The organism is Nostoc sp. DedSLP04 (assembly GCF_034530775.1).
Lineage (GTDB): Bacteria > Cyanobacteriota > Cyanobacteriia > Cyanobacteriales > Nostocaceae > Nostoc.
In genome coordinates, this window is the sequence record NZ_JAVRCL010000009.1 from 86,084 (window position 1) to 111,864 (window position 25,781).

At 39.5% G+C, this 25,781-nt stretch carries 13 protein-coding genes; 3 read left to right on the forward strand and 10 right to left on the reverse strand.

Annotated elements, in window-relative coordinates:
* Window positions 1-2: 2 nt before the first annotated feature.
* The 5 genes from RMX89_RS07810 to RMX89_RS07830 all read right to left on the reverse strand — a co-directional run bounded on the left by RMX89_RS07810 (window position 3) and on the right by RMX89_RS07830 (window position 9,177).
* Window positions 3-5,594, reverse strand: coding sequence for a non-ribosomal peptide synthetase (locus RMX89_RS07810; RefSeq protein WP_322688526.1), 5,592 nt, complete (start codon window positions 5,592-5,594; stop codon window positions 3-5).
* Window positions 5,595-5,646: 52 nt separating this feature from the next.
* Window positions 5,647-6,531: a cupin-like domain-containing protein gene (locus tag RMX89_RS07815; RefSeq protein ID WP_322688527.1), complete on the reverse strand. Its 885-nt coding sequence runs from the start codon at window positions 6,529-6,531 to the stop codon at window positions 5,647-5,649.
* 442 nt (window positions 6,532-6,973) lie between these two features.
* Window positions 6,974-7,885 carry a cupin-like domain-containing protein gene (locus RMX89_RS07820; protein ID WP_322688528.1) on the reverse strand — a complete coding sequence of 304 codons (912 nt, stop codon included), beginning with the start codon at window positions 7,883-7,885 and terminating at the stop codon, window positions 6,974-6,976.
* A gap of 277 nt (window positions 7,886-8,162) precedes the next feature.
* The gene (locus tag RMX89_RS07825) at window positions 8,163-8,975 is read right to left on the reverse strand and encodes a class I SAM-dependent methyltransferase (protein ID WP_322688529.1); all 813 of its coding nucleotides are present in this window, start codon (window positions 8,973-8,975) and stop codon (window positions 8,163-8,165) included.
* A 61-nt stretch (window positions 8,976-9,036) separates the two neighbouring features.
* A complete protein-coding gene (locus RMX89_RS07830) occupies window positions 9,037-9,177 on the reverse strand; it encodes a hypothetical protein (protein ID WP_322688530.1) in 141 nt (46 codons plus the stop codon).
* Between the two features lie 703 nt (window positions 9,178-9,880).
* On the opposite strand from RMX89_RS07830, the gene RMX89_RS07835 reads away from it, so the two are divergent.
* The 3 genes from RMX89_RS07835 (at window position 9,881) to RMX89_RS07845 (ending at window position 14,022) form a co-directional block, all read left to right on the forward strand.
* Complete coding sequence (locus tag RMX89_RS07835) at window positions 9,881-12,664, forward strand: TonB-dependent siderophore receptor (protein WP_322688531.1); 2,784 nt, start codon at window positions 9,881-9,883, stop codon at window positions 12,662-12,664.
* A 144-nt stretch (window positions 12,665-12,808) separates the two neighbouring features.
* Window positions 12,809-13,648, forward strand: coding sequence for an iron-siderophore ABC transporter substrate-binding protein (locus RMX89_RS07840; RefSeq protein ID WP_322688532.1), 840 nt, complete (start codon window positions 12,809-12,811; stop codon window positions 13,646-13,648).
* Window positions 13,645-14,022, forward strand: a complete 378-nt coding sequence (locus tag RMX89_RS07845; protein WP_322688533.1) for a DUF1636 family protein — start codon at window positions 13,645-13,647, stop codon at window positions 14,020-14,022. Before RMX89_RS07840 ends, RMX89_RS07845 begins: the two co-directional genes overlap by 4 nt.
* 162 nt (window positions 14,023-14,184) lie before the next feature.
* Here the strand turns inward: RMX89_RS07845 and RMX89_RS07850 are convergent, their stop codons facing one another.
* The 5 genes from RMX89_RS07850 to RMX89_RS07870 all read right to left on the reverse strand — a co-directional run bounded on the left by RMX89_RS07850 (window position 14,185) and on the right by RMX89_RS07870 (window position 25,320).
* On the reverse strand, window positions 14,185-15,996 hold the full coding sequence (locus RMX89_RS07850; protein ID WP_322688534.1) for an ABC transporter ATP-binding protein: 1,812 nt from the start codon (window positions 15,994-15,996) through the stop codon (window positions 14,185-14,187).
* A 60-nt stretch (window positions 15,997-16,056) separates the two neighbouring features.
* Window positions 16,057-16,875: an ABC transporter ATP-binding protein gene (locus RMX89_RS07855; RefSeq protein ID WP_322688535.1), complete on the reverse strand. Its 819-nt coding sequence runs from the start codon at window positions 16,873-16,875 to the stop codon at window positions 16,057-16,059.
* Between the two features lie 18 nt (window positions 16,876-16,893).
* Window positions 16,894-17,934: an iron ABC transporter permease gene (locus RMX89_RS07860; protein WP_322688536.1), complete on the reverse strand. Its 1,041-nt coding sequence runs from the start codon at window positions 17,932-17,934 to the stop codon at window positions 16,894-16,896.
* Window positions 17,931-18,962 carry an iron ABC transporter permease gene (locus RMX89_RS07865; protein WP_322688537.1) on the reverse strand — a complete coding sequence of 344 codons (1,032 nt, stop codon included), beginning with the start codon at window positions 18,960-18,962 and terminating at the stop codon, window positions 17,931-17,933. The genes RMX89_RS07860 and RMX89_RS07865 overlap by 4 nt, the downstream gene beginning before the upstream one ends.
* 577 nt (window positions 18,963-19,539) lie before the next feature.
* Window positions 19,540-25,320, reverse strand: coding sequence for a PAS domain S-box protein (locus RMX89_RS07870; RefSeq protein WP_322688571.1), 5,781 nt, complete (start codon window positions 25,318-25,320; stop codon window positions 19,540-19,542).
* Between the last annotated feature and the right edge of the window lie 461 nt (window positions 25,321-25,781).

Here is a 25,781-nt window from a genome sequence, read left to right on the forward strand (position 1 = left end):
AGTTATAATTTAAACTTTTTTCTTTTTTGAGTCATCAATAATTCTTTTCGCCTTTCAATCGCTTCCATTTGCTTATTTACTCGGTCGCGGACTGGTTGAAATAAAGTTTGTTTTTCTGGTTTTTGATTAAAGTATTGTGTTAAGGAGTTGATAGTTGGATTCTGAAACATTTCGATAATGGATATATTACAGTTAATAACTTCTTGTAGTTTGCTATTAACCTGAACCATCAATAGTGAATGACCGCCAAGGTCAAAAAAGTTGTCATTGACACCCACTTTCTCTAGATGTAGCACGTCTTGCCAAACAGTAGCGATCGCTCGTTCCATCTCAGAACGAGGAGCCACATAAACTTCTTCTAACTCCGGGCGATCGCCATCTGGCATTGGTAATGCTCGACGATCTACCTTGCCATTCGTCGTTAATGGCAGCGCCTTTAGCTGTACGAATACTGACGGCAGCATATATTCCGGTAGTTTTTCTTTAAGAAAGTTTCGGAGATTGGTGGTGGTAGGCGCTATATCAGTATTGGCAACAAAATAAGCCACCAAACTCTGATTCTTTGGTAAGTCCTCCCGCATTAACACTACTGCTTCTTGAACTTTTGGATGTTGTCCTAATAAACCCTCAATTTCTCCAAGTTCAATACGATAACCACGCACCTTTACTTGATGGTCAATCCGACCCAAAAACTCTAGATTTCCATCCCAACGATAACGAGCCAAGTCCCCAGTCTTGTACAATCGCGCTCCTGGCTCGTGACTAAAGGAATTTGGAACAAATTTAAGAGCTGTAAGTTCCGGTCGATTTAGATAACCTCGCGCTAAACCAGCACCGCCAATATATAGTTCACCCGGAACTCCAATCGGCACTGGCTGGTAATATTGGTCTAATATGTATAGCTGAGTGTTAGCTATTGGCTGACCAATAGGAACTGAGCTTGACTCAATTTCACCGTTGGGTACTCGATAAATACAACAGCCTACCACAGTTTCTGTTGGCCCATATTCATTTACCAACATCGTATCAGGTGCAAATGTCTTCCAGAAGCTGATGCTTTCTGTCAAGAGGTTTTCTCCCCCGATGATGAAAGCTCTAGTTATACCTGCTACTTCTTTTGACGATAATTGCCCAGAAAGTAATAATAGTTCGGCTGGTGTGATTTTAACCAGACTCAAGTTTGATTCTTGGCGAAGTGCATTCCCTAAAGACTCTATGCTTTGGTCTTCAGAAATAAGTTCCACCTGACGCCCAACTAGCAATGGTGAGAACAGGCTTGTGATAGTTAAATCAAAAGCCAGAGAAGAGTGAACGGTAGTTCCTTTACCTTGCTCAACTGTATATGCTTGAGTACACCAACTTAAGTAGTTGAGTAATCCCTGATGAGGAATTAATGTTCCTTTTGGTTTACCAGTGGAGCCAGAGGTGTAGATAACATACGCTAGGTTGGCGAAATCTGTCTTGCAAATAGGGTTTTTTGAAGATTCTTGAGCAATTTCTTTCCAGTTCAAGTCTAGACAAATTACCTTAGTGTTATCAGTTGGCAATTTCTCTATCAACCCCTGCTGAGTTAGCAGTACTGGACTCTGGGTGTCTTCTAAGATAAAGGCTAAACGCTCTTTAGGATGTGCAGGATCTAAGGGTAAGTAGGCTCCACCAGCTTTTAAAATACCTAACACTGCAACTACCATTAAGGGCGATCGCTCTAGACAAATTCCCACCAATACCTCTGGTTTTACTCCCAGCGATCGCAAATAATGCCCTAGTTGATTCGCTTTGGCGTTGAGTTCCCGATAGGTTAATTGTTGATTTTCAAAGACGACTGCAACAGCATCTGGTGTTTTCTCTACCTGTGCTTCAAATAGTTGATGAATGCACTTGTCTTGTGGGTAATCTGTCTTGGTATCATTCCACTCAACTAATAATTGCTGTACTTCAGATGGTGTTAGTAATTGCAAGTCTGAAATGCGTTGTTGGGGATCGCTAACTATGCTTTCTAGCAAAGTCTGCAAGTGTCCCAGCATCCGAGTAACGGTATCTACATTAAACAAATCTGTATTGTACTCGCAAGTCGCAATTAACCCTTGCTCGGAATCCTCCATAAACAATGTCAAATCAAACTTAGATGTCCCGTTGTAACCTTCCTCATAAGTCACTGATACATCCGATAGGCTTATATTGGGTTTTGGAACATTTTGGAGAACGAACATGACTTGAAATAGTGGATTGTAACTTAAGTCTCTATTTGGCTGTAGCTCCTTTACTAACTTTTCAAAAGGTAAGTCTTGATGAACATAAGCCTCTAAAGCTGTAGACTTCACTCGTGCTAATAACTCCTGAAAACTTAGGTCGCCAGAAAGGTCTGTACGCAGAACTAAAACATTGACAAAAAGTCCTATTAATAATTCAACTTCTGCTCTGTTGCGATTGGCGATTGGCGAACCTACTAAAATATCAGTCTGACCTGTATAGCGATACAGCAAGGTTTTGAAGGCTGTAAGCAAGGTCATAAACAGAGTTACTCCTGCATGACGGCTCAAATTCTTTAGCTCTTTTGTCAGAGTTTGGGAAAGAACTAATTTCGCTTGAGCGCCTTTGAATGTTTGAACTGGCGATCGCGCCCGATCGGTTGGTAAATTCAGTACAGGTAGCTCACCCTGCAATTTTTGTTTCCAATAAGTCAATAACGGTTGAATACGTTCGCCATCAAGCCATTTTTGTTGCCAATTGACAAAATCTCTATACTGAATAGCTAATTCAGGAAGTGGTGTACCCCTTTGGGGAAGCAAGCTAGCAAGAGCGTCTGTCTGCGACACGCTGCGCGAATGCAGAGAAAGTTTGCCTGTTGAGAATGCTTCATATAGTGCAGTTAGTTCTTTAATCAGAATACCGATAGACCAACCATCTGCAATTATATGATGCAGAGCGATCAACAATTGATAACTTTTATCATTTAATTGTAAAATTTTAGTACGCAAAAGCGATTGAGCAGATAAGTCAAATGGCTGCTGTGCGAGTTCTATAGCCAAACGTTGGGCTTCTTGGGTACGCTCATTTTCTGATAGTACACGCAAATCTTCAACCGCTAAAGTTAAAGGTACAGCTTGATTGATAACTTGAATGGGTTGTCCATCTGACACTGTAAAGCTTGTACGTAAAACTTCGTGTCGTCTAACAATTTCGTTAAGACTGTCTTGCAAGATTGCTAAATTAATACAGCCTTTGAAGCTAATAACTATAGGAATGTTATATGTAGGACTATCGGGATTTAACTGATTGATAAACCACAATCCCTGCTGGGCAAAAGAGAGAGGATTAATAGATGTATTTTTCTCTTGTTGAGTAAGAGATATTGAGGGTATTGCGTCTGTTGTCAGTTGAGCGAGGATTTTTGTAGCTAGCGATCGCGTATTCATCCCTTCAAAGAAATCTGCTACGGATACTTCTACCTCTAAATCAACCTCAATCCGGTTTTTCAACTCAAACACTTTTAAAGAATCAAGTCCCAGAATACTTAATGGTTCTTGAGGATTGATATCATCTGGTGCGATCGCCAGTACTCTCGCTTCCTGTTCAATCAAATATGTTTCTAGAAGTTTTTGACATTCCCTTGGGGAAAGCGCCAAAAGTTCGGAACGCTGTAATCGAGTTTCCTCTGTGAGAATATTGCTAATTTTGAGAATGTTGCTGACAAGTACATTCAGTTCACCATTCTGAAACTGGGCGCGAGTTGCACGACGTTGAATTTTACCACTGGAAGTCTTGGGAATACTACCGGGTTTAATCAAAACCACAGCATAAACTTGGACTTCATGTTCTTCAGTTACAGCTTGGCGAATTGCAGATATAACTTCTTCTAAATTTGGCTTGGCGCGAAAATTCAATTCTTGGACGATTACCAGCCGTTCTTCGTTGTGAACCTCGACTGTAAATGCGGCGCTAGCACCAGAATTTAAAGATGAATGGCTGCGTTGGGCGGTTAATTCTATATCCTGTGGGTAAAGATTTCTACCGCGAATAATAATTAAATCTTTGGCTCTACCTGTAATAAATAGCTCGCTATTTTCTAAAAAACCTAAATCTCCCGTCCGCAGAAAAGGGCCTACACCGGTGTCAGATAGATAAGCATGGAAAGTTTCTGCTGTCTCTTGATAACGATTCCAATAACCTTGACCAACACTCGGCCCAGATACCCAGATTTCCCCAATTTCACCAGGTTTACAACTACTGAGTGTTTCTGGATTAGCGATCGCTACTTCCAGTTGTGGTATAACTCGACCACAACTAACAAAATAATAGACATCTTTACTACTCTGGGACTGGGTACTGGGTACTGCGTACTGGGAAGGAAATTCTTTTAAAGCCTCCACTTCACTCGGCTTTAATATTTGGTTCGAGTCTGAGTCTGAATCCTCATGCAAATCTTTCCGTTCCCCAGTCCCCAATCCCCGCTCCCCATCCCCAGTCCCTAGTCCCCAATCCCCAGTCCCCAATTCAACTACCCGATTAGATTCTAATGCAGACTTCTGGACTGTTTTGATTATCGGTGATGTCGCCTTCTGCACCCCAGAAACCATCAGAGTTGTTTCAGCCATCCCGTAACAAGGGTAGAATGCTTCTTTACGGAAACCACAATCGGCAAAAGCTGCTGCGAACCGCTCTAAAGTATCATACCGAATCGGTTCCGCGCCGTTAAATGCCACACTCCAACTACTCAAGTCAAGAGTTTCTTTTTGTTCAGGAGTAATTTTTTGAGTACATAACTCATAGGCAAAATTAGGGCCTCCACTGGTTGTGCCTTTGTAGTGAGATATAGCCTGTAACCAACGGTAAGGACGTTGAAGAAAGGAAGTTGGAGGCATAATGATGCAAGGAAAACCTCCATATAAAGGTTGCAATATTCCTCCAATCAAGCCCATATCGTGATACATTGGCAACCACGTCACGAACTTACTTTCTGGAGAATGCTCCATAAATTGGTAAGTTGTGTCAGCATTGTGCAGTAGGTTCCCATGACTAATCATTACACCCTTGGGTGTCCCTGTAGAACCAGAGGTGTATTGCAGAAAAGCTAAAGTATTTCGATCGATAGAGGGTTCTTGCCAATTATCTTCTATTCCCTCTGGAAGATTATCAGTAGTTAGCCACTGTAAGGATTCTAAGTCAGTCTTTTGTGTCATTAAAGATCGCACATTCGGCAGGATTTCTGTTGTAGTCAGAGCGATCGCTGCTTGTGCATCTATAGAGATAGCTTTTATTCTTGGTGTATTGCGCTCATTTCGAGGGGGATATGCAGTTATAGCCACAACTCCTGCATATAAGCAACCAAAAAAAGCAACTAAAAAATCTAGTCCTGCGGGATAAAGTAGTAAAGCACGTTCCCCAGTCAAACCCAATGCTTGTAATTGAGCAGCTATTTGGCGCGATCGCCTATCTAATTCTTGATATGTTAGCGTGATTTGTTCTGTCTCCCCATCTAACAAAAAGGTAAAAGCATCTCTATCTGGTTGCGTAGAGCTTCTTAAGCGTAGTAGTTCGACAACTGTAGAAAAATTGCCAACAACATCAAATAAGCTATGAGAAAAACTATGCATTTTTATTTTCAACTCAACGCCATGTACAACTTATTTTTTATAAGAAAATCAATTAAACAAACATACTCTTAAAGAATTCCATAAAATAATTGAGTTTTCCAGCAGAGATTGTATGGGATAAATAATGAGGTGCAATGTTGAAAAAAACTGACATCATATTCTTTTGCAATAAAAAATCTTGAATTTTCAGCTCATACCAAAATGATAATGATATATTCTTATCTACTGCGGTAACATGATGCCACCAAAAAGGAGGTATGTAGAGTATTTCTCCTGGTTGAAGGATAACTTCTATTTTTTCTTGCCAAGGAAACTTCGGAAATAATTCCAAATTCAAGAGGTCAGGATTTACCTTACTATTAAATCCTACACCAGAAGGACTATCAAGAGGTGGATAGAATGACAAATAATTTGAAGGTGGATATAAAAGTATTCTTTTTCTTCCTCGAATTTGAGCAAAAATATTATGTAGTGGATCGAAGTGAAGGTTAGTAGTTGAAGAAAATTTTGTACTTGAAAAACCATACCATAGTATAACAAATGCCTTTCTGTTCAAGTATTCTGGATAAGTTACATCTCCAACAATTTCCGGAAAACGCTCTTCAAAATATGCCTCAGATAAATAACATTCTAAATTACGATCTTCTAGATGGTTATTTATATAATCCTTGAGTTTAATTTCTTTTTGAGGCTCATAGCCATCTTCATTAGCAAAGTTTTTATGATCGTACCAAAAATCTTTTTGATAAAATCTTACTGGAACCATATTATCTCCACAGTGTTTTATCAGATAATCATTAGACCAATTCTGACAAGCACCCCAATGTTGAGCAACATCTTCAATTATAAAAGGCTGAAATTGTTTACATGTCTCGGAAAATTGCTTTGTACTAGGATTTTTAATTTTTAAAATTGACTCACTAGCTTGAATTTGCATAGAAACTCCAATCTCCTTACTTTAATTGAAAGTTTTACACTGGTTATTAGATATTGCCATCTAGAATGAATGTTAGGTTTTTATTTATGAATTATCAGAGCAATTTATTGGCTGATGTCCTTTTTTGGAGTTCAAGTTAATATCACGGACTTATCTAATAATCAGGCACTTTTCCCAGTCAAACCTAATACTTGTAATTGAGCAGCTATATTTATGCGATCGCCTATCTAAATTCTTGATATGTTAACGTTGTTTGTTATGTTTCACCATCTAACAAAAAGGTAAAAGCATCTCTATTGGACTGCGTAGAGCTTCTTAAGCCCAGTATTTCAACAACTGTAGAAAATTTGCCAACAATATCAAAGAAGTTATAAAAATATTTATCCATTTCTATTTTCAACTTCCTTAATACAATGTACAATTAATTTTTATTACAAAAGCATCAATCAAACATCTTCTTAACAAATCCCAACGCCAGATTCTTGAGATTTCCAGCAGTGACTGAATGAGATAAATAATGAGGTGCAATATTTAAAAAAACTGACAATATATTTTTCTGCAAAAATAAATCTTGAATTTTCAGAGCGTACCAAAATGATAATGATATATTATCGTCTACTGCGGTAACATGATGCCACCAAAAAGGAGGTAGATAGAGTATTTCTCCCGGTTGAAGTACAAATTCTATTTTTTCTTGCCAAGGGAATTTCGGAAATAATTCCAAATTCAAGAGATCAGGATTTACCTTACTACCATATGCTGCGCCAGAACCATCCTCAAGAGGTGGATAGAATGACAAATAATTTGAAGGTGGATATAAAAGTATTCTTTTTCTCCCTCGAATTTGAGCAAAAATATTATGTTCTGCGTCAAAGTGAAGGTTACTATTTGAAGAAAAATGTTTACTTGATAAACCATACCACAACATAACATATGCCTTCCTGTTGAAGTATTCTGGATAGGTTACATCTCCAACAAGTTCAGGGAAACGTTCTTCAAAAACTGCCTCATTTAAATAACATTCTAAACTATAATCATTCTTGTTTTTAGTAACTCTATCTTCGATTTGGTTATTTATATACTCCTCTAATTTCATTTCTTTATGAGTTTCGTAACCATTATAATAAGCAAAGTTCTTATAATCATTCCAAAACCCTTGTTTAAAAAACCTTACAGGAACCAGATTATTACCACACTTTTTTATCAGATAATCATTTGACCAATTATTACAAGCATCCCAATCTTTAGCAACATCTTCAATTATAAAAGGCTGATATTGTTTCCATATCTCTGAAAATTGCTTGACACTAGGACTTTTGATTTTTAAAATCGATTTACTAGCTTGAATTTGCATTTTCAATCTCCTTACTTTAAATGAAAATTTTACGCTGCTTATAGATATTGCTATTTAGAGTGAAGTGGGGTTTTCATTCATTTATGAATTATCAGAGCAATTTATTGGCTGATGTCTTTTTCTGAAGTTCAAGTTAATATAACGGACTTATCTAATAATCAGGCACTTTTCCCAGTCAAAGCCAATATTTGTAATTGAGCAGCTATATTTATGCGATCGCCTATGTTTTTTCCCAAAAACCATTGATTTAAGATTATATAATAACTCTGTAATTAGACTATTGCGAAAGGGATGGCTTACGACAAACAACGCAAAGCCGATCATCTGTTTTGTAAGCGTCTCCAAAATCTTTGCTATTATAGTCATTGATTTCTATGAAACCCACATTCTCTAAAGCCAATTTAATTTCTGATAAAAAATAATCTTTTTCTAGGATAGTACTGTCTGAACGCTTCCAAATTCCATTTATTAATTCAAACGTGGTAACTTCAATTTTGCGTATCCTTTCTTCTGGATTGTATTTGGATCTTTCAATATAAACAAATTTCTCATTGACAGTATAACCTTCTAAAAATTGAGGTTCACCATCATGCAAGCCAAGATCCTTGACAGTAAAACGATCCGAATCTTGAGGTTCACTATCATGCGATATAATGTCTGCACTTGCCATGCTGAATACAAACAGAGCATTATCATGCATCGCTGTATATATGTTTTGGAAGACAGTTGTCAATTCATCAAGATTCAGGAAGAAGCTGAAAACGTTTTTTGAATAAACTGCATCATAGGTGGGAGGTGACTTAAAGTTACGTATATCACCAAGGATAAATTCAGCTTCAGGTACGCTTGTTCGAGCAAAACGCAACAGTTCCTCAGAAACATCAAGTCCAGTAGCTTGATAACCTTTGATTTGAAGCTGTTGGACTATTTTTCCATTAGAACAACCAATATCGAGAATATGTGCTCCTTTAGAGAGATGTTTTAGTAGTAACTCCTCTAAAACTGGGATCACCAACTCTGCATCTGAACTAAGTAATTTAAATACAGAAGCAATAGGCTCGTGATTTGCATCATTTTTGACTAAAGACATATGTTTGTTTTTTCTGTAAAAGTTTAATATTGAATAATTTAAGAATTATCATTGAGATTAGCTAAAAAAGCTTATGCAGATAATCCTTCAACTTTTTCCAACGCTGCTCAATCATTTCTGCTTGCTTACCTGGCATAATCAATTGCACCAAAAAGTCAAGCATTGGCAACTTTACAGGAAATTTTGCTCCTAATCGAGACACTAATTTAGTTGCAATCCTGGCCCCTCCTGCCAACTCGGATTTCTCACTTGTCAGAAATCCGGGTTAATTGTTGTTGGCGTTTTAAGTAAGGATTATGGACGACTACCTAAAACTTCGGAGATATTCATCTGTGTTCCCATGATTCGTATCATGGTTCGACGGCTGCCATAATTTTTAGCTATCTTTATTATTGCAAGTAATTTTTATTTACCCTTGATTACATTATCGAGAATTAGTTGCTTTAGCAAGAGAGTTTTTATAGATAGTCTTTATCAAAAAATAGTTTAATATTAGCTTTGCTTATGTAATTTTATTTATGTAGGATGACGAGCAATATACTTTTAAAATCTCATCTCAAAACAGATATCTAAGTTTTACATAGGGCTATATCAACTATCATTTTCGCCCTATTTGAGGCAAATTCGTAATGAATAAGGCTATTTTGGTTTTGGGAAATACTTGTTTGGAAGGTAGTTTTGGCTACTAGTACAATCTATAATTAGATATCAAGCAAACATACGGCTATAAGAATAATTACTGCCTGGGATACATTATTAAATAAAAAAGATTATTAATTATCTTGTGTCTAGCATCACTTCATAATATGATTCAACTAGCTTAAACCTAAATGACAATTCTTTTCAAAGATTGTCATTGTGTCTCCGAGTCCGGCCAAGTAGTGTGATTGAGTGTAAGCGGATCAATGAAGTTAGATAAATTTTTTCAAAGCCTGCTGTTAACAGGTGCGGTTGTTGTTGTGATTAACACTCCAGCTAAAGGTGAGGAAGTACGAGAGAATGTTCAAAGCAAATCTTCTACCCAGAAGGTAGGGAAATCTGCATTAGATGAAAAGGTTGCAGTTACAGATAAAAAATTTGCGAACAGCAAATCTCCAGTACTAACTCCCAGTAGCAAAAAATCCCAACTCCTTAAAACAAAGTCGGATAAAACAAGTAAAAATATTCGCCAACTAAGCGAAATCGAACTTCCCGCTACTAGCGCCCAAATGCTGGTACAGTCACCAACACCAACTAACCCCCCTAACTCAGAACAAAGAAATGGGGATCAACAAGTCATACCAATCACAGGAGTCAAGGTAAATCCCACAGAAAAAGGTGTGGAGTTAATTTTAGAGACATCCCTTGGAGAAAAACTGCAAATTACAAATCGCAGTCAGGGGAATAACTTTATTGCTGATATTCCCAACGCCCAACTGCGTTTACCTAGTGGTGAAGCTTTCGTATTTCGTTCAGAAAAACCACTTACGGGAGTGACTGAGATTACAGTCATCAACCAGGATGCAAATACTGTCCGGGTGATGGTGGTAGGTGAGGCAGGACTACCACAAACTGAGTTGTTTGATGGTGATGAAGGTCTGATTTTTGGAGTGACAACAACTGCTGCAACGGCGACGCAGCCACCAGTAACACCACAGAAGCCAGCAACTGAGACACCACAAGAAGAACCAGCAGCGCAACCAAATGAGCCGATTGAATTGGTGGTGACTGGGGAACAAGATGGATATCGCGTACCCAACTCCTCAACTGGTACAAGAACCGATACCCCGCTGCGTGATATTCCTCAATCAATTCAAGTCATACCACAACAAGTGTTGCGCGACCAACAGGTTACTCGCTTAGATGATGCACTCAGGAATGTTGCTGGTGTAACTCAAGAATTTAACACTGGTCCAGGTGTTTACTATAGAATTCGCGGATTTGATCTAGCGAATAATAATTCGCTCAGGGATGGTTTACCCGATCCTGGCGTTGGAGATTTGGTTGAACTTGCCAATGTTGAGCGAGTCGAAGTTCTCAAAGGCCCAGCATCCGTGCTATTTGGCTTGGGTAATCCGGGAGGAAGCATCAACATTGTCACTAAACGTCCCTTAAGTGAGCCTTTTTATGCTGTTGATGCAACTGTTGGCAGCTATAGTTTCTACAGAGGTGCGCTCGATCTCTCTGGGCCGTTAAATGACTCGAAAACCGTATTGTATCGCCTCAATACAGCCTATAGAAATTCTGGTAGTTTTATCGATTCCTACAGTAGTGAAAACTTCAGTATATCACCTGTGATCAGTGTGGCGATTGGTAAAAGAACTAACCTGAATTTAAATGCAGACTATATCGAGACTAGAGATTCTAGTCCAGGATTTGGTTTACCGACTGTTGGCACTATATTTCCGAACCCTAACGGTAAAATCCCCCGTAATCGCAACCTTACTGAACCTTCTGATGAAATAAACGGAACAATTACAAGGGTCGGATATCAACTAGAACATAAATTTAGCGACAATTGGTCTTTAAGCAATGCTTTCCGGTATGGTTTAAGTAGTTATGAATCCAGACAAACAAGACCTGGAAGTTTGGATGCAAACTTAGAAACTATTAGTCGTTCTTTCTCAATATTTGACCAAGATTTAACGATTTATACTCTAACAACAAATGTTGTTGGTAAGTTTACTACAGGTTCGATTAAGCATCAGCTTCTATTTGGGGTTGATTTGAATCGTTATATAAATGCAACACCAAGATTTGCATCTGCTGATGCCGCATCCATTAATATATTTAATCCTGTTTACGGTCAACCAAGAGATGCGTTTAATTTTGAAACTACTAATAAAACAACAACAGATTCATTAGGAATCTATCTTCAAGATCAAATCGCCCTAACAGAAAATTTGAAGCTGCTGTTAGGTGCGCGGTTTGATGGTTTCGATCAGACATCTGAAGATTTTTCTTCTAATACAGAAACCAACCAGTCAAATAGTGCCTTGAGTCCTCGGTTTGGAATTGTTTATCAACCCATCCCCCCTATTTCGCTGTATGCCAGCTATATCAGTTCATTTACTCCAGCACAAGGCACATATCTTTTTGGCGCTAGTTTGGCGACAGCTTTTGACCCAGAACGGGGTAGACAGTATGAGGTTGGGGTAAAGGCAGATTTAAACGACCGACTTTCGGCAACGCTTGCTTTCTATGATTTGACGCGTACCAATGTCTTGGTAACTGACCCCAGTACAGGTTTTCAAATCCAAACAGGTGAGCAGAATAGCCGAGGGATTGAACTGAGCTTGACGGGCGAAATTTTGCCGGGATGGAGTATTTATGCAGGTTATGCCTATACTGATGCACGTATTACTGAGGATACTACTTTTGAAGTTGGAAACAGATTGCCCAATACCGCATACAATGCTTTCAACGTATGGACAAGCTACGAAATTCAAAAAGGTAATTTACAAGGGTTAGGATTTGGTTTTGGTTTGTTTTTTGTGGGCAATCGCGCTGGAAATTTGGAAAATACTTACGATGTACCGAGTTATGTTCGGACTGATGCAGCTATTTTCTACAACAGAGATAGATTTAGAGTCGGACTCAACTTTAAAAACTTATTTGATGTAGAGTATTTTGAAAATACCTATTTTGGCGATCGTGTTGGTTATGGACAGCCTTTTACAGTCCAAGGAACCATTTCATGGCAGCTTTAATAATTAAGACTTAAGACAATCATGCGACATTTTTCCTACTGGCTAATATTGGGCATCTTAGGATTTAGTCTAGTTACAGCTTGCAGTCATTACCCATCTGAAAATATATCCTCTTTACCTAAACAACCAAACGCAGAATGTCGCATGGTTAAACACACTATGGGGGAAACCTGTGTTCCCATTCACCCCCAACGTGTTATTACCTTATCTTCATGTACTTTAGGCAATGTCCTGGCACTCGGTGTTCAACCTATCGCAACGACCAACGAAGTTTACCAGGAGAAAAACTCTCTGACATCCGTTAAAGGTAAAACAGAGGGAATAAAACTAGTCGGACTTTCTCAACCCAATTTAGAAGCAACATTACTACTTAAGCCAGATTTAATTATTGGTGTAGATTGGTTCAAGCCAATATATCCTCTACTATCTAAAATTGCCCCTACAGTATTGGGTAAAATCGATTATCCTAACTGGGAAGACCATTTTAGTTTTGTGGCTGAAGCATTAGGAAAGCAAGAGGTTGAAAAAGCTCTTTGGAAACGCTACTATGAGCGAATGCAACAGCTAAAACTAGCATTAGGAACTCGCTACCAAGACAAAAAAGTATCATTTATATATATTTGGAATGAGCGAATATCAATTGACGCCAAAAACTCATTCGCTGGCTCCATTCTTAGCGATGCTCTTTTGCAGCGTCCAGCTTCACAAAATATGGATTCACCTTATGGAGCATTTCCTATTTCCCTAGAGGAATTAGAAAAAGCAGATGGTGATGTTTTATTTGTGACAACTTATTCAAGTGGTGGCAATCAATTTCTGGAAGAGAAACAACGAGATCCACTTTGGAAAACCCTTAAGGCTGTTCAGGAAAATCATGTTTATTATGTTGATTTTATGTCATGGGCTGCGACAAATATGCTTGGAACTGATGCAGTAATTGATGATCTCTTTAAATATCTCGTCAACACCCCTGAATCCAAATGACCAAACACACGCTATTAGTCTGCAATTCTTGCCACCGTTCATCTGAAGAACGACCAGAAAATCCGCCTTTCGATGGTGCTATTTTAATTGATCGACTAAACACTTTATGCGTCGAACAATTTCCGTCTGATGAAATTAAAATTCAGCCTGTTGGATGTTTATGGGCTTGTAGTAAAGGCTGTGTTGTATCTGTATCAAGCCATAACAAAGCCACCTATCTCTTTCTCAATCTTACCCCAGAAGACAGCCCAGCAGCATTATTAGAATTTATGCAATTGTATATCAAGAGTCGTAAAGGAATTTTGGCATGGGAACAGCTTCCTGAGCTTTTACAGTCTGCGATTTTCACACAAATTCCGCCTGTAAAATCATAGCTTTGGTAATACAGCACTTCCTACTGTTATGAAGTACAGTCTCTCTGCATCCACACTCCCTCCTTTTAGACCCTTTCAGCACTAAATACGTACCTCACAATAGCGGGAACTGCTGTATATGTTTTTGCGATGGGGATAAATATCACTTTGACGCCCTACTTTTTATTTCATCCCTGACTGCACGTTCCATAAACCAGCATAAATCCTATTTTTCTCCAGTAATTTTTCATGTGTTCCCGACTCAACTAATTCTCCATATTCCATCACATAAATACAATCAGCGTTGCGGATAGTGGAAAGACGATGGGCTATGGCTATTGTTGTTCGATTTACAGTAATCCGTTCTAAAGAACGCTGAATAGCGGCTTCAGTTTCATTATCTACCGCTGAGGTAGCTTCATCTAAAATCAAAATTGGTGGATTCTTTAGAACAGCCCTAGCGATCGCAATTCTTTGGCGTTGTCCACCAGATAATTTTTGACCCCGTTCTCCGACTATTGTCTCATAAGCTTGGGGTAGCCGCAGAATAAAATCATCAGCTTCGGCAATTTTTGCAGCTTCAATTATTTGTTCATCGGTAGCATTAAAAGTACCATAGGCGATATTTTCAGCAATCGTACCATGAAATAAGAATACATCTTGGCTGACCAAGCCTATACTGCGACGCAAATCACCTAGATTTAATTTTTGGATATTAATACCATCAATTGCGATTATCCCAGAAGAAATATCATACAATCGTAATAATAATTTAACTAAAGTACTTTTCCCAGAACCTGTAGAACCAACAATAGCAATAGTTTTACCTGCGGGGATATGTAAGGATAGTTTTTTAATTACTGGCTCTCTATCTTGATAAGCAAAAGTAACTTGTTTAAAGTCAATTTCACCACGGACTTGATCGATAGATAAAAATTTGTCTCCTGTAACAATGTTGATGGGAGTATCTAATAAATTCATCACCCGCTTGGTAGAAGCCATTGACCTTTGATATTTGTCAAATATTTCTCCTAATGTTACTAAAGGCCACAACAATCTCTGTAATAAAACGAGTAAAACACTGTAACTCCCAATAGATATTTTCCCAGCATGTGTTGCCATGCCCCCCCAAAACAATAAAGCTGTGAACCCTACTAAAACTAGCATTCTGATTAAAGGATTGAATGCAGCAGAAAGTTTAATTGCTTTGGTATTACTTTTTCTATATGCTTCACTGTCTCCTGCCAATCTAGCGCTTTCATAATTTTCAGCGGTAAAACTTTTGATTGTGGTAATACCACTGATATTATTTGCTAGTCGTGAGTTCAGAAAGCCCACTTTTTCCCGCACCTCAACATAACGAGCTTCCAGACGCTTTTGATAAGTAAAGGAACCCCAAATAATAAATGGTATTGGCAACATTGCTGCCAAGGTTATAGAAGGGGGTAAAATCAAGAATGCACCACTAGTTAAAATGATGAGTGAGGTGATAAGATTGATAATCTCATTAGCTCCATAATTTAAAAAATCTTCTAACTGGTTGATATCATCATTCAATATTGATATTAAACCGCCAGTGCTACTTTCTTCAAAGTAAGCTGAATCTAATTTTTGTACATGATTGTAGGCATCTAAACGTAAATTATTCTGGATATTTTGGGCTAAATTACGCCAAAGTCTACTATATGAGTACTCAGAAATTGATTCTACTATCCAGATAATGATAGTGATAAATGTAAGCAGTAAAAATTGCCAAAATATATCTTTGATACCCAACTTGGAAAAGAAAGAATTTTGCTGCTCTACGAGAATATCTACCGCAATACCAATTAACCACGGTGGTGCTAAGTCTAAAATCGTGTTGATGATAGAACATGATGTTGCCTGCCAAATTTGTTGGCGATATTGGTTGCCATAGTTGAGCAAGCGCTGTAAAGGAGAGGCTAAATTTATAGGATTTTTAGAGACTATAGGAGATTTTGATGTGGTTGTCACGACTGTTTATTGTTTGTAGTTAGGTGATTAATGAGAACGATATCTTTAGTAGAAATCTAATTAGGAATTTAAGTAAATTTGTTTGTTATTTAGTTTTCTTTTGCGTCCTATCGGTACACACATTGGCGTCTCTACCACTGGGTCAGGAATAATCCGACATTCCAACCCAAAAACCTCTTGAACCATTTCTTGAGTCATCACTCGCTTTGGTTCCCCAGCAGCAAAAATTCGACCATCTTTGACTGCAACTAAGTAATCAGCATAACGACACGCTTGATTTAAATCATGCAGTACCATCACAATTGTCCGTCTCTGATTTTGGTTTAACTCATACAACAAATCCAAAATTTCTATCTGGTGCGCCAAATCTAAAAAAGTAGTCGGTTCATCTAAAAGTAAAATCTCTGTATCTTGCGCCAATGCCATTGCAATCCAAGCTCTTTGTCGTTGTCCACCAGACAAAGTATCTAATGCTCTATCTGCCAATTCCAACAAATCTGTAATTTCTAGTGCCTGCTGCACGATTTTTTCATCTTTTACTGACCATTGCTGTAACCAATTTTGATAAGGATAACGTCCTTGTGCTACTAAATCTTGCACTGTTAACCCTTCTGGTGCTACTGGACCTTGGGGCAAAATACCTAACTGCTGTGCTACTTCTTTGGTGGAAAGATTAAAAATAGATGTTCCATCAAGATAGACTGTACCGCTACGGGGTTGAAGCAATCTTGCTAGACCTCGTAACAAAGTTGATTTCCCACAACCATTAGCACCAACTAAAGCACTAATTTGTCCAGCGGGGATTGCCAAATTTAGGTCACGGATAATCAGCGCCCCATCATAAGCTAAAGACAGACTTTTAGTTGAGAGTCCTTTCATAGGTAATATTTCCCAGCTTTATTTTTTGCGATTACGAATTAATAAATAAAGAAAATAAGGAGCGCCAATAGCAGCAGTTACAATCCCACAAGGAAGTTCGATAGGTGCAAACAGCGTTCTTCCTAGCAAGTCTGCCATCACAACAATCACTCCCCCCAAAAGTGCAGAAGTAGGAATCAAGCCTTCATGGGTTGCACCTACCAACTGTCGTCCTAAATGAGGTGCGATTAAACCAATAAAACCAATATTTCCGGCGGTGGCGACTCCTGCACCTGCTAAGGCTACACCTACCAGCACGAGTAAACCACGTTGCCATTCCACTTGAGTACCTAAACTTTTGGCAACATCATCTCCTAAGTTAAGAGCGTTCAAATGCCTTGCTAGTGTTAAAGCCATTGGCACAAAAATAATTAACCAAGGTAACAAAGAAAAGACTTGCTCCCAAGTCCGGCCGTAGACGCTTCCAGCTAACCAAACCAAAGCATTGCTAACATCAGAAATTTCTCCAAAGGTAATCATCAAGCTGGTTATGGCACTGGCGATCGCAGACAAGCCAACACCCATTAAAATTAATAAAATCGGAGAACTACCGTTATTCCAAGCCAGCGAGTAAATTAAAATCGCCATCAGCAATGCACCAGCAAAGGCTGATAGGGGTAAGGTATAAATCGCTGCCAATGGAAATAGTACAATTACTGTAACTGCCGCCAAACTCGCCCCAGCATTGATGCCGATAATACCTGGGTCAGCCAATGGATTGCGTGTCAATCCTTGAAAGATCGTGCCAGAAATTGCCAGCGCCACTCCCACCATAAAAGCTACAAGGGTGCGGGGTAAACGCAGATTCTGAATCACGAATCGATGGTCTGGGTTTCCTGTATCTAAACCCAATATAGTTTTCACGATATCCAAAGGCGAGATTGGATATTCACCCCGCCCTATATTCATCACCATCGCCACTACAATCGCTACTGCCAAACATAACAGTATGACTGGTACACGTCGGTCGGTGCGGAAAGATATCGCTTGGGAACGAATGACTAGCCAATCAAAACTCATTTTTTCACCTTTGACTTAGCTAGGTAGACAAAAAAAGGAGCGCCAACTATTGCTGTCATTACACCTACAGGTAACTCCTGTGGTTTAAACAATATACGGGCGGCAATATCTGCAACCAACAGTAAAATAGCACCCAAAACTGCACAATAAGGTAATATCCAACGATAATCGGCTTTAATGTAAAATCTCACTATATGGGGAACGACTAAACCAATGAAGCCGATTGGCCCTGCAAGGGCAACGGAACTTCCTGCTAGTAAAACTACGCTGATAGCGGTAAATATTTTGATCCAAGCTGTCTGTTGGCCCAAGCCTTTAGCGACATCTTCACCTAAACTCATAGTGGTAATTTGTCTGCCGAGGGTAAAAGCTAATACTAATCCCATACCGACGAAAGGCAGTAGTTGTAAGAATAAATTAAAATCTCGACCAGATAATGAACCAGCTAACCAAAATCTCACTTGTTCGAGTGTTTGTTGACTGACAATGAGGATACCAGTGGTGAAGGAAGAAATCAGAGCAGTTAACGCCGCTCCCGCTACCGTCAAATTCAGTGGAGTGGCTCCTCCCCGTCCCAGAGAACCAAGAATGTAAACTAACACTGCCGTTAATCCCGCACCCAAAAAGGCCACAAGAGCGTAAATACTTGGGGATGAACTGCCAAAAACAAAAGTTGACACAACGACAAACAGGGCGGCTCCTGACTCAATACCTAAAATACCTGGGTCTGCTAAGGGGTTTCGTGTCAAACCCTGCATCAATGCTCCCGATACAGCAAGGGCTGAACCTACAACAATAGCAATTAGCGATCGCGGTAATCTCACGGTCTGAATAACTAAGCGATCGTAGGAACCATCAGAGGCTATAAAAGATGTCAAAATTTTGTCTAAAGGTATTTCTGCTGCACCTAGCGTCACACTGTACACCAAGCAAATTAGCAGCATACATAGCCCTAAAACCAGACCAAATAAGGCTGATATTTGTGGCTGCTTCAATCGTTTAGGTGACACCGTGGTCGCTTTTATCATGATCCTGCCGTAATTTGAAAATATGACGCTCTGCTGGCTAGTTGTTTTTTCAATAGATAATATCAATATTTAACAGTATTTTAATCATCGAATTGATAATCTTTCTTGATAAATATATAGATTACATGATTGTGTAGCCTTTTAGCCATTTTTTAAACGGAATAAAGGATACCATGATAATTTGATATTATTTCTCAATAAAGTGGTATTGTTAGATCGACTTAAATCTGCTATAACTCTCTTTATCTAGTTCAACTTCTCGATAGCCAGAGTAGTCAAACATACGTTGGATGACTTTTCCAACATGCTCTAAGGATTCAGGTCTAATAAGCTAATCAGCATTCAAGTTGCATAATCAGGGCGGGCTTTTCGGCCCACCCCACAAGATATTGAGAAAATTTTCATCTGCAAATTAGATGTGTTTTAACTTATTTAGGAAGCAGGGATGGGCGAGACAGCCGGCTAAGTCAATCCACTGATTGAGCGTTTGCTAAAGATTTACTTTATAAATGGTTTCTTAGAAAATGAATGACTAAAGTCCTGATTACAAACTTACTTACTAGTAAATCAATTTGTATTAATTGGATAATATTCCTGCAATACTCGTCAATTCCATAATTTTCTCAAACTGAAAATCATGGGCTAAATTCTTGATAAAATTTTGCAGTACAGCATTTTCTGAAGGGATTTGCTCAATTAATTCTAAAATCAGGTCATCACTACATTGAGCTGCGGCAGTATATAACTGTTTCACCCATTCAGGGGACATTTCAGATAATAAATTCACTAAATCTGTAAGCGTCAATATTGATTTTGGCCTTTGTTGCTTTAGGTTTGTTAGCTGATAGCTTTCTTCTTGGTAAATATATTGAACTCCCAAATATTCGCTCAACTTTTCTAGTAATTCTTCCTCGCGGAAAGGCTTGTTAATATAATCATCGCAACCCGCTTTGATTATTGCTTCTCGTTGTTCCTCGAAAGCATTAGCAGTTAAAGCAATAATAATTGTCTTCCAATTTGGAATTTGGGATTTGGTATTTTGGATTGAGGTTTCTTCTCTAGTTTTAATAACTTTTGTAGCTTCGTAGCCGTCCATAATTGGCATCCGCATATCCATTAAGATCAGATGTGGTTGCCATGTCTGCCAAAGTGCGATCGCTTCAATGCCATTTATTGCTTCTTGGACTGCAAAACCGATAGATGTGAGAATTTTCATTAGCACTAAACGGCTGTCTGTGGAATCATCAACCACTAAAATACGGTATTCACTTTGAGCAGGCGCTAAACTAATAACTTGGGGTCTAGTTTGTTCAATCTGGATTTCGCTGGCTATGGCTAGACCAATTTGAATATCAAAAGTAAATTTACTTCCCTCGCCAATAGTGCTGGTGACGCTAATATCTCCTCCCATTAGTTGCACATATTTGCGGCTAATTGCTAAACCTAGTCCTGTTCCCTGTTGCGATTTTCTTCCGGTTTCAGTTTGCCCAAAAGCTTCAAAGAGCAAATCAATTTCTTGTGGGGCAATACCGCGGCCAGTATCTTGAACCTCAAAGGTTAGGAATTGGGCATTGGGCATAGAGCATAGGGCACTTGTACTGAGCGAAGTCGAAGTATTGGGCATTGGGCATTGGGCATTGGGCAGAGGTGCAAAGGGGCTGAGGCGCTGAGGGGAAAGACTTACTACTACTTCTCCTTCTCCTCTGCTCCCCTGCTCACCTGCTCCCCTGCTCCCCATCCCCACCCGCAGTGTCACCCTGCCAGTATCGGTAAATTTGATGGCATTTCCCAGGAGGTTAAGTAAGACTTGACGCAGTTTACTTTCGTCAACTTGGATGTATTGGGGAAGGTGAGATGTATATTCAAAGACCAATTCCAATCCTTTGGAGGTGGCGCGGAAGCGCAACATTTCTTCGAGGTTTTCTAAGAGGCGAATTAAGTCAAAACTGTTGAGATTTAAGGTTATTCTGCCAGCTTCGATTTTAGACATTTCCAAAATGTCGTTGATTAAATTCAGGAGATGTTCGCCTGCACGATTGATGATTGCTAGATTTTGCTGATGTTCAGTTGATAAATCACGATCGTGGCTCATGACTTGGGTAAAACCGAGGATGGCGTTAAGTGGAGTACGCAGTTCGTGACTCATGTTGGCCAGGAATTCGCTTTTGGCACGATTAGCAGCATCAGCAACGATCACAGCTTCTTGCAATGCTTGTGACTGCCTTTGAGTTTGCGCTAGCAATTGTGCCTGCTGTAAAGCAACACCCAACTGATTGCCAATTTGAACTACGATATTGATTTCTCCTGGTTTCCATTGGCGGGGATCGGAATTTTGATAACTCGCCAGCAATCCCCAAAGCTGACTACCGTGTAAAATCGGAACAATAATATAGGCTTTAGCCTGAAAGCGCTCTAAAAGGTTGATATAAGCAGAATGAAAATCAGCGTTGTAAATGTCTGGGACACAGATGAAACTTGCACCTGGGGTTACTTGCAGATCGGGATATTCCACCTGATTATCGGCGCTATCCAAAATTTTCGCAAGACAACGCCCATCTTGTAAAACACCTTCTGTGAGATGAGGGTCATTGTTATGTTCTTCTATGAGAGAAATCCAACCGTTACCCACCGATTCAGAAACAAATTCGCCATTCCAGTTAGGATTGAAACGATAGACAACAACCCGATCGCAGTTGAGTACTTGGCGTAATTCTTCGGTTGTCGCTGCAAATATCGTCTCTAAATCCAGTGTTTGACGCATTCTTTGAATCACTTGCGCGATCGCTCTTTCTCGCTCTGCACTCTCACGCAAGGCTTCTTCTGCCAATTTTCTCTCAGTAATATCAGTAATTGTACCGATGTAACCTTTAATTTCTCCATCATCTCTAAATTCTGGCAAAGCATGACAAATTACCCAGACAACTGTACTATCATCATGCAAAAAACGATGTTCGTATTTATAGGTTGACTTAGCAGCTGTTGCTTGATTCCATGCCAACAATAGCTGCTCGCGGTCGTCTGGATGTACGGCATTTGCCCAATGTGTTCCCAGAGAGCTTTCTAAACTATATCCAGTAATTTCACTCCAGCGTTGATTAAAATATAAAACATTGCCATCCACATCAGTATGAAAGATACAAGCTGGTGAAGCTTCTGCCAGAAGTTGATATCGTTGCTGACCTGACTGCAAAGCTAGTTGTGCCAATTTGCGATCGTTAATGTCTGCCCAATAACCAACCCATTCGATCGGGGAATTCGCTTCGTCACGAATTAACTTCATCTCTTCGTAGAACCAGTGATAAGTTCCGTCAGCATGTAACCAACGGTATTCATAAGAAATGTACTCCTGCTTAATAAGGTGGGAAAATTTTTCCGAGATCGGTTCAATATCTTGTGGATGGACGCGATCGAGCCAAAAACTACTGGAGTTACCGATAAATTTTTGCGCTTCATAGCCTACCATTTCTTTAATGTTTTCACTGATAAAAGTAATGCTAAAATCATCTGAGGTTTTGCTGCTATAAATGACTACAGGGCTAGAGGTAAGCAGATATTGTAGGCGTTCGTTGACTAAACGCAGTTCTTGTTCGACGTGTTTGCGTTCGCGTAGGGCTGCATGTAGTTCGCTAATTTCTACTAAAACTGTGCCAACACCAGAGGGGCGATCGCCTTCACCAACAATCGGAAAATAAGAAGCTAAGAAGTGGCGGATAATATCTGGTTGTTTGATTGATGTGCTGCTTAATTCTTGATTAATAATCGGTTGACCAGTTATCAGAACTTGTTGATAAATTGGTTCTACTAAAGGAGCGATGTTGGGTAAAACTTCATGGATGGTCTTGCCAATATGAGCTTGCTGGGGTAGTCCATTAATCTCCGCTAACAGTTGGTTAATTTGCACAAATCGCAGCTGTTTATCTACAATATTCATGCCAACGGGAGCGCTGCTAAAAAAGGCATTGAGACGAGCTTCTCTGAGCGCTAATTCTTGTTCTAAAGTTTTGCGCTCAATCAACCCACCCAATTGAGCCGCAACAGCACTGACTAGCAAGAGCAAACGCCGATCTACCAATACTGAGCTACGTTTAAAAAACACTAAAACAGCTAATACTTGGTTCCCAGCCAGGATGGGAACGCCAAAACCAGCTTTTAATCCTACCTTGGCGGCTTGTGGCGATCGCAAGAAAACTGGTTGTGTAACTTTAGAAACATCTTCTATCCATTCTGGTTCTTGACTTTGCCAAACTCTTCCTGGTAATCCCACTCCCAGAGCAAATTTCAAAGTTTGGCTTTGCTGGCAGAATTCTTTTAAGCTGCTCTGTTCCCCGTACCAGCTTAAACTGTGTTTTAAAACAGTCCCATCTTCGTTAGGTATCCAGGCTTCACCAAAATCCCAGCCAATGGTGTGACAAATTAAGCGCAAGACCACTGCTAAGGCGCTGTTGACATCGCTAGCGCGAGTGATAGCTTGGGTTGTCAACAGCAACAAACGGCTTTCATTTTCTGCCTGCTTGCGTTCAGTAATATCTTTGGTGGTTCCCAGTACGTACCATTGCCCATCAATCTCGATCATTTCTGCACTCAACAGTGTTGTTTTAATTTCTCCTGTTGAAGTGCAGACATCAATTTCATAGTTGCGGATGGCTTTTGCTTGTTGCAGAATGTGGATGAGAAAATTATATTCTTCTGGATTCACCCAAATATGCAATTCTTCATCGGTGCGAGCGATCGCTTGAGAGCGAGAATAACCAAAAAACCGACAAAAGCTGTCGTTTACTTCGATATAGCGTTTGCCCTGAACAGTAATTAAGGCAATTGGATCGGGAGATGACCGGAAGGCTGATGCTAACTTTTCTTCAGAAGCCCGTCGTGCTGCTTCTGCGCGTTGGCGTTCTTTTGCCTCCAATACCAAGGATACTAAATTGCTCAGAGAGCGAGCGAAATTTTGGTCTTCTAGCGTCCAATAATGCGTAACTTCCACTGCTTCCAGACATAAAACTCCTACGGTCTTTCCCTCCAGCCTAATCGGTGTATCGAGGATAGAGGTGATATTTAATTTTGAGTAAGAGGCAGAAAATTCTTTAATTCTGGGATCGGTATGAGCATCATCTGCGGCGATTGATTGATTTTGCTGCAAAGCTGCAAAATAAATTGGATAGTCTGCCACTGATAAGAAAAGTCCTTCGCTATGTTGATTGCGACTGCCCTCAAATAGATCGAAACACTGGATTTTTATATCTGTTGCGTCATACAGCCAGACACTAGCTCTTTCTACGCCAATATTTTTGACAGATGTTTCTGTGATTTTACCCAAAGCTGCTTTCAAATCACCCTGATAAAGTATTTGATTTTGTGCCAATTGTGTGAGCACGAGATTATGATTGCGGAGCTTAATCGCGCTTTCTTGGAGTAATTTTTCTACACCTCGACGCTGCGTAATATTACTAGCAGTGCCCGTCATGCCTATAACTTGACCGTCTTCGTTGCGCAATGCGATCGCATTCAACATTAGATAAAGTAAAGTACCATCTTTAGCGACACAGGTAGTTTCATGCTGAAAGATAGACTTTCCCTGAAGAACACGCTCAAAGGTTACTTTATCTTGAGCAACTTGTGTCGGTGAGATGAAATCAATTAAGGCACGCCCGATCATTTCTTGCGGTTCGTAGCCATAAATCTGCTTGACTGCTGGATTGACAAAGGTAATTAGGCCATCAATGTCCACCGACCAGATCGCGTCCTGGGATGTCTCCACTAAGAGCCGATACTGACTTTCACTCTTCTTCAGGGCGGCTTCGACTACCAGGCGTTCGCTTTGATAAACTTCTCTACAAAAGGCTTTGCTAATGCTAACGGGAATTTCTTTAAAAATATCTTCTATTTGTCTGTTGCAAATATTTAACTCAACTGTAAGCCGTTGACGCTCTTGAATTTCCTGTTGCAGTTGGGCATTTTTTTCTTTTAACTGTTTTTTCAATCTTTGGACATTGAGTTGATTTTGGACGCGTAATAAAACTTCTTTCGTTTTGAATGGTTGAGTAATATAGTCAACATCGCCTAAATTGAAGACGCTTATCTTTTCCAAAAAATCATCGAAAATTCCGAAAAGAATTATCGGAATATCTTGAGTTTTATCGTTAACTTTCAAATATTGACATACTTGATAATCATCCTTGTCGATAATGAGAACATTTAGCAAAAGCAAATCCGGGGGAGAAACGAGTGCTGTCTTGATTGCCAATTGCCCAGAAATCACACTTTCTACCTGATAACCTTGGTGTTGAAGGATGTCTGATAAAAAATGTAAATTCTCTAAGTTGTCATCAACTAATAAAATTTTTATTTTTTGAGCATCCATATCAGTTACTAAGTTAATTTTCAATCAGAAAGAATTTCTGGAATAAAACTGAGCATGAAATCAGAAAGCAAAACTCTGTCACCAAATTGTAAATAAAATCATCGTCGCTTACAAGCATACTTCAGCGCTAGGTGTATATAAAAGTTGCAGATAAACCAGGATAACTGTTTATATCATGTCCGCTTCATTACTTAATTAAATCCGAATAATCCCAAATAGCCAATAGCTACGGTGTACATACAAGTCCTAAAAATCTGGATTGATCGGGCTTGACTCGTTCCCAGTCGGAGACTGGGAATGCATTCATTGAGTCTCTGACTCAATGTCTAACTGGAGACAGCAGCCCCCAATCAACCATTGCCATGCTCTGTATGAGAACGAGATAAATCTGAGAACAATGGGAAATCGAGCTTTTTTCTACTTGTATCCACACCGTAAGCCCTTCGCCTTGGGGAGACGCC

Excerpts from the sequence above, each read along its gene's own strand:
- RMX89_RS07835 (WP_322688531.1), top strand. The coding sequence starts at position 9,881 with ATGAAGTTAGATAAATTTTTTCAAAGCCTGCTGTTAACAGGTGCGGTT.
- RMX89_RS07840 (WP_322688532.1), top strand. The coding sequence starts at position 12,809 with ATGGTTAAACACACTATGGGGGAAACCTGTGTTCCCATTCACCCCCAA.
- RMX89_RS07825 (WP_322688529.1), bottom strand. The coding sequence starts at position 8,975 with ATGTCTTTAGTCAAAAATGATGCAAATCACGAGCCTATTGCTTCTGTA.
- RMX89_RS07820 (WP_322688528.1), bottom strand. The coding sequence starts at position 7,885 with ATGCAAATTCAAGCTAGTAAATCGATTTTAAAAATCAAAAGTCCTAGT.
- RMX89_RS07865 (WP_322688537.1), bottom strand. The coding sequence starts at position 18,962 with ATGATAAAAGCGACCACGGTGTCACCTAAACGATTGAAGCAGCCACAA.
- RMX89_RS07845 (WP_322688533.1), top strand. The coding sequence starts at position 13,645 with ATGACCAAACACACGCTATTAGTCTGCAATTCTTGCCACCGTTCATCT.
- RMX89_RS07815 (WP_322688527.1), bottom strand. The coding sequence starts at position 6,531 with ATGCAAATTCAAGCTAGTGAGTCAATTTTAAAAATTAAAAATCCTAGT.
- RMX89_RS07860 (WP_322688536.1), bottom strand. The coding sequence starts at position 17,934 with ATGAGTTTTGATTGGCTAGTCATTCGTTCCCAAGCGATATCTTTCCGC.
- RMX89_RS07870 (WP_322688571.1), bottom strand. The coding sequence starts at position 25,320 with ATGGATGCTCAAAAAATAAAAATTTTATTAGTTGATGACAACTTAGAG.
- RMX89_RS07855 (WP_322688535.1), bottom strand. The coding sequence starts at position 16,875 with ATGAAAGGACTCTCAACTAAAAGTCTGTCTTTAGCTTATGATGGGGCG.
- RMX89_RS07810 (WP_322688526.1), bottom strand. The coding sequence starts at position 5,594 with ATGCATAGTTTTTCTCATAGCTTATTTGATGTTGTTGGCAATTTTTCT.